Here is an 11,292-nt window from a genome sequence, read left to right as displayed (position 1 = left end):
CTACAGTGGAATTACAACAGTGATTAATCTGGTTTTCTTTCCCCTTAGAAGAAGGCTGTCCCTCTTTGGCTCAGTGCCCTACGCTGAAAGCCTTCACAGTAAGAAGCAAATCTCATCCTGAACATACCAACGTGAGCTGTATTTGAAAACAGAATTTTATTTTAAAATGAAATTGCGAATGCTTAAAAATAAAAGTTTCAATAAAGTAATACTCATTTACAAATGAAATCTTAAAGATCTTTATACAAGTCACATAAAATATGTCTGTTAATAATATCTCACAAGAATCTCTGAAGACCTCTGAGATATCAATAACACCTCAATTAAAAATATCAAGATGTCTTCAAGTTTTAATTAAAGTTGCGAGTCTTTCTTTAATTGTAGGTATAGCCGTATGCATTTCCCTCTTTTTCTTAGGACTTCCCCTATGGGTAAACATCACGGTTGTAATTGCTACAGTCACCATTGTATCTGTTCTCTTTGCTTTATCTTATATGCTACTCTCAAGAAAGCTTGCTTCAGAAAAAAAACAACACCCAGTTATTGAAACTCCATCTATTATAGAACCTCCGGCCATTGTAGACATTCCAATCCGAAGAGCAAGAATTAAACAAATACTTCATACCTACTACTCTTTGATTTCTAAAGACCTCCCTGCAGATATTAGAATACCCAATGCTTATAACGTAGAAAGTTATTTTTTAAAGATAGCCCCACAATTTCGTCTTATTACAGCTCAAGCACCAGAGTATCCCATTATTAGAGATAATGAAGAGGGGGTCTGTATGGTGCACTTCTTACCTCCACACACATCAAGAAATCGAGACGAACCTTTAAAAACTAGAGATTTAGTAGATCTTCGAAATAGGCTTTCTGAAACTTGTTGGAAAACAGCCTATGATGCTATGTCAGAAAAGCAAATCTCAGGCAATTGGAAAGAGTTCATTTGGGAGAGTAAAACTCCGGACCCAACCAAGGACCCTCAAAAACTAGTTTTAGCTTGGAGCCCATGGGGATATTATCAAGAAGATATTGATTCACTTGAAACCGAGTCACTATCTCCAGTTCCAACCTTCTTAAAATACTCTTTTAAGCATAGTCTTGATTTCTTCACGAAATTTTTCAAAGATCTTATGTTGTCTGGGATATCAAAAATTTGTTTTGATACCTCTACCGTATTTATACCTAGAGATAGAAGCAACCAGTTCGTTTATTCTGAGAACTTCTTCACTGAAAATAGAGAGATACAAAAAGCATGTTTGGAAGGTTTTCATAGGGCAGCAAAAGAAATTACCGTAGAACAGGAAAAAAACTCCTCTCTCCCAGCTTCTTTTACACTCTATTTAATAAACCCAGATAAGCAACCCTTAGATGATATTCAATAAAAACATTTAAAACAAGATACTTGACCCCAATGTCCTAAAAAGGATATTATAGATGCTTTTCTCATTATATATAAAAGAGTTATGGTTAATTCTATTACACAAACAAATACTCAATCATCGCAAGAGATTTCTGAGCTCGACAAATCTTCTAAGAAAAACGCTATAACATTACAAAAGTGTATTATAATCGGAATATTTATTTTTAATTTGATCGCAGCTTGTGCGGTACTTATTTCTCTCTTTTTCCTAGGACTCCCTTTGTGGTTAAATGCTACAATTATAACTTCTATGTTAATCATCACAGCCTTACTAAGCCTAGCTCTCATTTACATTGTTTTACGCGATTTTTCTATTAAAAAGTTAGCGATATTCTCTTTCCCAAACCATTAAAAGAACCCGAAAAAGAACCTGAACTTCCTAAAAAGTATCCCGGGATTACAGAAATTCTGCTAAATTCATATACACTTCTATCTCTAGAACTCCCTGAAAGTATTAAAATAACTGATGCAGAAAAAATAGAAGTTTACCATTTGAAAGCAATACCTACAGTAAGCCTCATTACAGCTCAAACACCTAAACACCCTGTTATTAGGGATAATGAAGAGGGAGTTTGTATGATGCACTTCCTTCCCCCGTATACAACTGACGAGGAGGGAACACCCCTAAAAAATAAGGACTTATTAAACCTTAAAGAAAGACTCTCCAAGGACTGCTGGGAAAAATGTTGGCAAACTATGCTTGAGAAGCAAGTTCCAGCCACTTGGGAAGAGTTCGTTTGGGAAAGTGAAGACCCAGACCCAACCAAAGATCCTCAAAAGCTAGCCTTAGCTTGGAGCCCTTGGGGGCATTACCAAAAAGATCTGGATATTATCCGTTCTAGAGGCCGCGACCAAGTATCTTCTCATGCAATGCCATTCATGACAAATACTAAGGAGAGTTGTATAAAATATTACACTAAACTCTTTAAAGAGCTTGCATCATCTGGAATATCAAAAGTTCATTTTACGGCTCCTGAAATATTTCTTCCTGAAGATTGGCAAGGTAGAAAGCTCTATCATAAAGCAGTTAAGTTCACTTTACAAGAAGCCCTTTTAATGGGCTTCAGTGCAGCTTTTAAAGAGATTCTCAGAGAAAAAGAAAATAATCCTACTAAAGAAGAACTTCCTATAGTATTCACCCTATATCTAACTCACTCTGAAAATAATCCTTTAAACAAAGACTAATATTTTGATCTTTTCAAAATATATTTCATTAATTCTTAGAATTTAAATTCAGGACACACTAACCTTCTATAAGTTTTTAATAAATTTTCTGTTTAAATAGAATTCCTATGACAATTCTAACAAAGACCTCTCGACGACTCACGCATTCAGTAAAAATTGGACATCTTTATGTTGGAAGCGAGCATTCAATAAAAAACCAATCTATGACAACGACTCCAACAGCAGATGTTGACGCTACTGTGGAACAGATTTACGCTTTAGTAGAATGTGGTTGTGAAATAGCTCGTGTTACTGTTCAAGGAATCAAAGAAGCCCAAGCTTGTGAAAAGATTAAAGAAAAACTTCTTATGAAGGGGCTGTATATTCCCCTAGTGGCAGACATCCACTTCTTTCCTCAAGCGGCGATGCATGTTGTCGACTTTGTAGATAAAGTCCGTATTAATCCCGGTAACTATGTTGACAAACGGAACCTATTTTCGGGGAAAAAAACATACACAGAAGCTAACTATCGCCACAGTTTAACACGCTTAGAAGACAAGTTTTCTCCTTTAGTTGAAAAGTGTAAGCGACAAGGGAAAGCTATGCGTATTGGAGTAAATCATGGATCTCTTTCTGAAAGAGTTATGCAAAAGTATGGTGATACTATTGAAGGAATGGTTGCCTCTGCTCTGGAATACATCACTATTTGTGAACTCTTAGACTATCGTGATGTTGTCTTTTCTATAAAATCCAGCAATCCCAAAGTAATGGTTGCAGCCTACCGTCAACTTGCCAAAGATTTAGATTCCCGAGGGTGGCTTTATCCCCTTCATCTTGGAGTTACCGAAGCAGGAATGGGAATGGATGGCATTATAAAATCCGCGGTAGGAATTGGAACTCTCCTGACCGAAGGTTTGGGAGATACTATCCGCTGCTCACTCACAGGATGCCCAACAACAGAAATTCCCGTATGCAAAAGCCTTCTCAATCAAACTACAATATACCTTAATCTTGAGAAGAAACCCAATTCTTTTGCTTTAGAAAACTCAGAAAGCTTTGTGGCTGCTGCAAACAAAATATCTAAAAAGACCCCTTGGGGATCTGTTTATGGGGTATTTATAAAATTATATGAAAAACATTTAGTTGATTCTTCTGAAGAACTTTTGAAAAAACTTGGTGTTGATCTTAAAACAGGAACTAAAGAATTTACTACACCAGAAGGTGTTATCGTCCCCCAGGAATTTCTAGATAGTCCTATTGTAAAAGCTCTCAGTGAGTACTTTTTAGTATTTCACTATTACCAAGTTCCTTGTCTTTATTCCTATAATAAAGAAGCCTGGAATAGCCCTGAAGTACACAATGCACCTTTTGTACACTTTCATGCGACAGAACCATTCATTTATACTTGTCGGGATTTCTTCGAACAAGAAGGTCATCAAGGAAAACCTACAAAACTTGTTTTTTCTAGGGACTTCGATGACGAGGAAGTTGCAGCAGTTTCTATTGCAACAGAATTTGGGGCTCTCCTTCTCGATGGCCTGGGAGAAGCTATTGTTCTAGATCTCCCTAATATCTCAATTGAAGCATGTCGAGAAATTGCTTTTGGGACACTTCAAAGTGCAGGAGTACGCCTTGTAAAAACAGAATATATTTCTTGCCCAGGTTGTGGACGTACCTTATTCGACCTTCCTGAAGTCACTATCCGTATTCATGAAAAGACAAAGCATCTTCCAGGATTGAAAATTGCCGTTATGGGCTGTATTGTTAACGGACCTGGAGAAATGGCTGACGCAGACTTTGGTTTCGTAGGATCTAAAGCTGGTATGATAGATCTTTATGTTAAGCATACTTGTGTAAAAGCTCATATCCCAATGGAAGAAGCCGAAGACGAATTAGTTCGACTTCTAAAACAGTATGGCGTATGGGAAGATCCAAAATAAACAGGATCAAACATTGCAATGTCTTTAGTTTTAGATACAGGTCCTCTTGATAAATTTATTCTTAAAGAACTTGAAAAATTTCCTATAAAACATGGAATTTTTCCAAAACAGCATGACGTTCATGGAAAAGTTTTTCCAGCTAAAAACTTAGATATAGTGGCGAATCTAAAAGCGCAGAGTTACTGCGATCTTCATCAACGCCACAGCACAACGGTACGCCAAGCTAAAATGACAACCCCCTGCCAACAACCTGGAGACGGCCTGTTTACAAAAGAACTTTGGCTTTCTCTACATATCCGTCACTCTGATTGTCAAGCAGCAATTTTCTATGATCAAGAACATCATGTAATTGCGAATGTACATTGTGGTTGGAGAGGACTTATCGGAAATATTTACGCTGTAACCGCGCATAAATTACGAAAATTTTATAATTCACAACCAAGCGATCTAATTGTTGCTATCGGTCCTTCTTTGGGACCAAACTATAGCACGTATCCCGATTACAACACACTTTTCCCTCGTAATTTTCAAACTTTTATGGAACCCAACGGGCATATAAATTTCCGAGGTATTGCATACAAACAACTGCGTTCTCTAGGAATTCCAAATAATAACATTACTATTCTTGATACATGCACATATACAAAACATGAATTATTTTTCTCAGCACGCTATATTGCGCAACACCCTGAAGAATTTTCTCAAACTCACACTAAGAAACAGAAAAATAATACTACTGCAGTAATGCTTCTTCCAAGAGAATAGTCTTATATAAAACTTAGAAATTTAAGAGTATCTCGGGCCTTTCAATGCATTCCTTAACCTTCACGAGAAAACCCACAGCTTCTTTTCCATCAATAATACGGTGGTCATAACTTAATGCAACATACATCATATCAGCAATTACAATCTCATTATCAAGAACAACAGGACGTTTTTCTATTTTATGCATCCCAAGAATTCCTACTTGGGGAGGGTTGATAATCGGGGTAGAAAACAAAGATCCGTAAACACCACCATTAGTAATGGTAAACCCTCCTCCTTCTAATTCTGAAAGAGAAAGTTGTCCATTTCGAGATCGCTCTACTAAATCTGCAAGTTTTTTCTCGATATCACTACAAGAAAGAGCATCGCAATCTCGAATCACTGGAGCAACAAGGCCTCGATCTGTACCAATTGCCAAACAAATATCATAGTACTTGCGAGAAACGATCTCATCTCCATCTATATAAGCATTAACTCTGGGATACTCTTTCAACCCTTCTAAAACAGCTTTTACAAAGAAAGACATCAATCCTAACTTCACACCAAACTTCTCAGTAAAACTTGCTTGTTTTTCTTTTCTTAACTTTATAAGAGGCGTCATATGAATTTCATTAAAAGTCGTCAACATAGCAGCTTCATGTAAAGCTGAAATCAAACGTTTGGAGATAGTCTTTCGAATCGAAGACATGCGCTCTCTGACTTCCTCTCGTCCTGAAGGATTAAAAGCAAGTTTATCTCTAAGAGGGGTGAATATCTTTCCTTCAGCAGGAGGTTTATTTTGATCAGTAGGGAAACGAATAATTTCTGCCTCAGAATTACTTGTAGTAACTTCTAGAGATTCCTTAGGATTCACACTCAAAGATTCCTCGGCATCATCAATATTGGCAACAACACTACCAATTGCAACTACATCCCCCTCTCTAACACTCCATGTAATCCTTCCAGAAATTGGAGCATAAATTAGTTGATTCAATTTATCGCTTTCGATTTCAACAATACCTTGATTCTCCTGAACAAGATTTCCTGATGTCACTAAAATTGATGCTATAGTAACTTCTGTAATTGACTCCGCAATATTAGGAATGCGAACCTCTGTAATCATGTCTTACCTTAAAGAGAACAATGTTTCCATAAATGTTAAAAATTCTTGACGATCCAATTTTGCAGATCCAGATGCGGAAGAGCTACTACGAGGTCTAGATACACATTTCAATTTTGTAGAAAGAATATCCTGTAAAGCTATAAGCATATACTCGTACGCTCCCATATTTCTAGGCTCTTCCTGAAGCCAAACGTAATGTTGCACTTTTGAATATCTATCAAAAAGCTTAACAAGCTCATCAAGACATAACGGGTATAAACTCTCTATTCGCAAACAAGCGAAGTCTTCTCGACGAGAGTCAGGAAGATTCTCTCTATAATCATAATAAACCTTCCCAGAGCATAACACGAGAATCTTTGCATTGTAGTTAGGATTGGCATCCTCAAGAACAGAAAGAAAACCTCCAGGAACAGAGAACTCATCCAAAAAATTTACACATTGATGGTGTCGTAATAACATCTTAGGAGAAAAGATCACTAGAGGTAATGATAAATCTCTTTTCGTATGTTCCCGTAAAATACGAAAATACTGCAGAGGAGTCGAGGGTATAACTACTTCAAAATTCCAATTTGCAGCTAATTGCAAATATCTCTCTATACGCGCCGAAGAATGCTCTGGTCCCTGACCTTCATAACCATGAGGAAGCAACATAACTACATCAGAATGAAAATCCCATTTTTGAACTCCTGAAGAAATATATTGATCGAAAATGATCTGAGCTCCATTAGCGAAATCTCCGAATTGAGCTTCCCACAAAACCAGCGTTTTCATTGCTTGTTGAGCATAACCGTACTCAAATCCAAGAACAGCGTATTCAGATAAAGGAGAGTTATATATCTCTACAGCACCCTGATCCGGAGACAGATGATATAAGGGAGAGTATGTATTTCCAGTAACAATATCACTCCAAAGTAAATGACGCTGACTAAAAGTTCCTCGAATAGAATCCTGGCCAGAAAGTCTGAGAGAGAACCCTTCTATCAATAAAGAAGCAAAAGCAAGCTCCTCAGCCATAGCCCAATCACAGCCAATTTCACCAGAAACCATTTTAAGTCTCTTATCAAAAAGAGATTTTAATTTAGGATGAGGAGAAAAATGTTTAGGAATACCGCAAAGACGTGATCCGATATGCTTTAAAGTATCCTTACTTAAAGACACATCTAAATCATGAAAAACTAACTCTCCTCCCTGCAAACGATCACAATGGGCACATTTTTTCTTGGGAAAACTTTCAAAATTTTCTTCTTTTAATACTTGAAACTCATGATTTAAGGTTTCATGAATTTCTTGTTCTATAGAGCTCAACTCTGATTCCGAAATCTCCTCAGAATAATGTTCTTGTAGAAATTTTTTAAAGATTTTATGAACAGAAGGTTTTTTCTTTATTTGATCATACAACTTTGGAGCTGTTACTGAAGGGTCATCGCTTTCATTATGACCATACTTACGATAACAGCACAGATCTATAATAACATCACAACCAAAACGTTCGCGAATTTTCAAAGCATATTCTATTGCTTCTAAGCACGCTAAAATATCTTCTCCACACACTCTAAAAACAGGGATTCCCAACATCTTGGCGATATCTGTGCAATAAGGAGTTGATCGAGATTCTCTGGGTTGGGCTGTAAATCCTATAAGATTATTAATAACAATATGTAAAGTTCCTTCTGTAGAATACCCTGGAATCTGGCTCAGCTGCAGAGTTTCGTAAACAATTCCTTGTCCAGAAAAAGCTGCGTCTCCATGAATCAGTACAGCTAAAGTTTTCCGTTCATCTCCAGATTTTCCTTGGTGTTGCAAAGCAGCAACAACTCCCTCAACAACAGGATCTACAGCTTCTAGATGACTAGGGTTTGGAAGCAATGCTAAGGTAATTTCTTCACCATTTTTACGATGAGCAGTTGTAACATAACCTTTGTGATACTTTACATCGCCGACAGATTCCAAGCCACGAGCATTAGGGTTGTCTTCAAATTCCATGAAAACATAGCGATAAGGCTTTGATAACACATTTGTTAGAACATTTAACCTCCCACGATGGGACATTCCTAAAACATAGCGATTTATTCCTAAAGAGACTCCATAATGACTCATATGCTCTAACATCACTATTAAAGCCTCTCCTCCCTCTAAAGAAAAGCGCTTTTGCCCAGTAAACTTTACCTGCAAAAACTCCTCAAAAAATATTGATTTACAAAGATCCTTGTAACAACGAATCAGCTGTTGAGAACTTCTTTTAGGTTTTTCTCCTTCCATAAGAGCCCAAACAAACTCTTGAACCTCTGGAGAACATGTAAGAGTTTCAACTGTAATGCTACGACAATAGTGCTTCTTTAGTTCCTGTATTAGCTCTTTTGCTTTTACCACAGGCCTTGGAAGAAGACCGCAAGAAAAAATCTCTTCTTCTAAATCTATTTTAGAGATTTTTTCACGAATCAAAGGGGATTCTCTAGAGGTCGATAGAGGAGAAGTATCACTTTGAAGATAGCCATAACACCGATAAATCATACAAAGAAATTGAGCTTTTCTTTCTTGTAAAGTTTTGTAAGCTTGGCTTTCAATAGAAACGTCCCTAGAAGACTCAGAGTCTGCTTGTCCCAATTGATATCCTTCAAAAAAATATTTCCAAGAAGGATCCAAAGTCTCTTGATTTAAAAACTTTTCATAAACAGATTCTATCCAATCCACATCTAAGGCGTGAATCTGTCCAGCAAATTCGGAATCCATAGGAAATTATTCTTTAGACCATAAATTTTTGTTTCATAACAAATTTTAGTTTTTTTTCTGTAGTTGAAAAAAAACCAAAGAATACTGTACACCTGCTCTCGAACACAGGAGGGTAATTCCCAGATGAAAAGTGAACGCCTGAAAAAGCTCGAGTCTGAGCTGCATGACCTAACTCAATGGATGCAACTTGGTCTAGTCCCTAAAAAAGAAATCGACAGGCACAAAGATGAAATTCGTCATTTAGAGAACAAAATCCATGAGGAAAAGGAGCGACTTCAGTTGCTCAAAGAAAATGGAGAAGTTGAAGAGTATGTTACTCCAAGACGTAGTCCTGCAAAAACAGTCTATCCTGATGGCCCTAGCATGTCAGACATAGAATTCGTAGAGCCTACGGAAACAGAAATTGATCTTGATCCAGGAGAAACTGTAGAACTAGAACTCTCTGATGAAGATAGGGAAGAAGGTGCTATAGAAATCGATTATTCTAGCGAAGATGACGAAGAAGATCCTTTCAGTGACCGCAATCGATGGAGACGTGGAGGTATTATGGATCCCGATGCAAATGAATGGTAAGTCTCCTTTAGCTCTCTACATTCATATTCCTTTTTGTTCAAAAAAATGTCATTACTGTAGTTTCTATACAATTCCCCATAAGCCGGAAACTGTAGCGTTATATTGTAATGCCATCATTCGAGAAGGAAAGAAAAAGCTTGCCTCAATTCGAGATCATTATTATGTAAATACACTATTTTTCGGTGGAGGAACTCCGTCTTTAGTTCCTCCATCGAAACTTGAAGAAATTATCTCTACATTAGCTCCGCAAGCGAAAGAAATCACTCTAGAAGCAAATCCTGAAAATCTCTCTGAAATTTTCTTACATTCTCTGAGACAAACTCAAATCAATAGAATTAGCCTTGGGGTACAAACCTTTGACGATCCTCTATTACGTCTTTTAGGAAGAACTCACACTTCTTCTCATGCAATAAAAGCTTTACAATGTTGTAAAGCTTTTGATTTTATAAATCTTTCTATAGATCTTATCTATGGTCTTCCAACACAAACTCTTGAAAGTTTCCTTTGTGATTTACAACAAGCTTTAAAACTTCCTCTTACACATATTTCTTTGTATAATCTAACTATAGATCCTCATACTTCTTTTTATAAACACCGAAAAGTATTAGCTTCAACATTTGCTTCTGATGAAATTTTAGCAACGATGAGTTCTTTAGCTGAAGAACTACTTACTTCCCATGGCTTTGCACGCTATGAGCTTGGTTCGTATGCAAAGCCAGGCTATGAATCCAAACACAATCTCTGCTATTGGACAGATCGTCCTTTTTTAGGTTTAGGTGTTTCTGCATCCCAATATCTTCAAGGAGAACGCTCAAAGAATGTTTCTAGAATTTCCTCCTACTTACGCTCTATTTACAGAAACCTTCCTATACAAGAATTCTCAGAAACTCTTTCTGAAAAAGAAAAAATAAAAGAAGCTCTATCACTACGCCTCAGGCTCATAGAAGGAGCCCAAAAAAAAGATTTCCCTAAAGAACTTTGGGAAGCTTTAGAGAAATGTTCTTCTCTAAAACAACTTTTCGAATACAAAGATCACTCTCTAGCTCTAAATAAGCGAGGGAGGTTATTTCATGACACTGTAGCAGAAGAAATTATGGGCATTTCTTTTTGAATCATAAAATTGACGGATTTAGTCGAAATCTTTACGCTAGTAGGCAAAACTTCCTAGAGAATCATATGTCACCTATTATTATTGTTTTAAGCTATGCAATTAGTGTTACGTTAGCTTGTATTTTCCCTTCACTTATTGTTTATGCTTTACTATTTCGAAAAGAATCTTTAGCTCCAAAAAAGCATTTTCGTCGTTTTCAAGTAAGCATATTTCTTATGGCACTACTTGCAATTTTGATTTCCGTTTCTACAATGACCCCAAAAAGAAATTTTATTTTTTCACGGACACTTAAACCTAAAAAAACTCTTTCAACTCCTGCAGAAACAACAATTTCTTCAATATACTCTATGATTACCATCTGGGCATGTATAGAACCTTTTGTTCTCTGTTGGAAAGCAAGAAGAGTTAAGGATCATTACGCAAATTTAGCTAGTAAATTAGAAAAAAATTCTTGTTCTTCCTAAACAGATTAAGAGTTACAACA

The 11,292-nt window shown here is 36.7% G+C and carries 10 protein-coding genes; 8 read left to right on the top strand and 2 right to left on the bottom strand.

Features of this window, described 5'->3' with window-relative positions; genetic code table 11:
* Positions 1-260 precede the first annotated feature (260 nt).
* The 5 genes from JMS40_RS03285 (at position 261) to pgeF (ending at position 5,292) form a co-directional block, all read left to right on the top strand.
* Entirely contained in the window at positions 261-1,385 is a 1,125-nt protein-coding gene (locus JMS40_RS03285) for a hypothetical protein (protein WP_201456854.1), read from the top strand.
* Positions 1,386-1,466: 81 nt separating this feature from the next.
* Positions 1,467-1,775 (top strand): hypothetical protein, encoded by a 309-nt coding sequence (locus tag JMS40_RS03280; RefSeq protein ID WP_201456853.1) that lies wholly within the window; start codon positions 1,467-1,469, stop codon positions 1,773-1,775.
* A 140-nt stretch (positions 1,776-1,915) separates the two neighbouring features.
* Positions 1,916-2,608 (top strand): hypothetical protein, encoded by a 693-nt coding sequence (locus JMS40_RS03275; RefSeq protein WP_201456852.1) that lies wholly within the window; start codon positions 1,916-1,918, stop codon positions 2,606-2,608.
* A gap of 107 nt (positions 2,609-2,715) precedes the next feature.
* Positions 2,716-4,527, top strand: coding sequence for a 4-hydroxy-3-methylbut-2-en-1-yl diphosphate synthase (locus JMS40_RS03270; protein WP_201456851.1), 1,812 nt, complete (start codon positions 2,716-2,718; stop codon positions 4,525-4,527).
* Positions 4,528-4,539: 12 nt separating this feature from the next.
* Complete coding sequence (gene pgeF / locus JMS40_RS03265) at positions 4,540-5,292, top strand: peptidoglycan editing factor PgeF (protein ID WP_370545328.1); 753 nt, start codon at positions 4,540-4,542, stop codon at positions 5,290-5,292.
* Between the two features lie 13 nt (positions 5,293-5,305).
* Here pgeF and JMS40_RS03260 read toward each other — a convergent pair whose 3' ends face one another.
* Together JMS40_RS03260 and JMS40_RS03255 are read right to left on the bottom strand one after the other, a co-directional pair.
* Positions 5,306-6,394, bottom strand: coding sequence for a 2-oxo acid dehydrogenase subunit E2 (locus JMS40_RS03260; RefSeq protein ID WP_201456849.1), 1,089 nt, complete (start codon positions 6,392-6,394; stop codon positions 5,306-5,308).
* Between the two features lie 3 nt (positions 6,395-6,397).
* Complete coding sequence (locus JMS40_RS03255) at positions 6,398-9,124, bottom strand: 2-oxoglutarate dehydrogenase E1 component (protein ID WP_201456848.1); 2,727 nt, start codon at positions 9,122-9,124, stop codon at positions 6,398-6,400.
* Between the two features lie 123 nt (positions 9,125-9,247).
* Here JMS40_RS03255 and JMS40_RS03250 point away from each other — a divergent pair, with 123 nt between their 5' ends.
* The 3 genes from JMS40_RS03250 (at position 9,248) to JMS40_RS03240 (ending at position 11,272) form a co-directional block, all read left to right on the top strand.
* Positions 9,248-9,697: a hypothetical protein gene (locus tag JMS40_RS03250; RefSeq protein WP_201456847.1), complete on the top strand. Its 450-nt coding sequence runs from the start codon at positions 9,248-9,250 to the stop codon at positions 9,695-9,697.
* Entirely contained in the window at positions 9,687-10,808 is a 1,122-nt protein-coding gene (gene hemW, locus JMS40_RS03245) for a radical SAM family heme chaperone HemW (RefSeq protein ID WP_201456856.1), read from the top strand. Before JMS40_RS03250 ends, hemW begins: the two co-directional genes overlap by 11 nt.
* Positions 10,809-10,873: 65 nt before the next feature.
* Complete coding sequence (locus JMS40_RS03240; RefSeq protein WP_201456846.1) at positions 10,874-11,272, top strand: hypothetical protein; 399 nt, start codon at positions 10,874-10,876, stop codon at positions 11,270-11,272.
* Positions 11,273-11,292 lie beyond the last annotated feature (20 nt).

The sequence above is a fragment of the Chlamydia sp. 17-3921 genome, assembly GCF_902705545.1.
Lineage (GTDB): Bacteria > Chlamydiota > Chlamydiia > Chlamydiales > Chlamydiaceae > Chlamydia.
The sequence above is the reverse complement of the archived record's forward strand: the minus strand, read 5'-3'. Positions and strand labels throughout refer to the sequence as shown.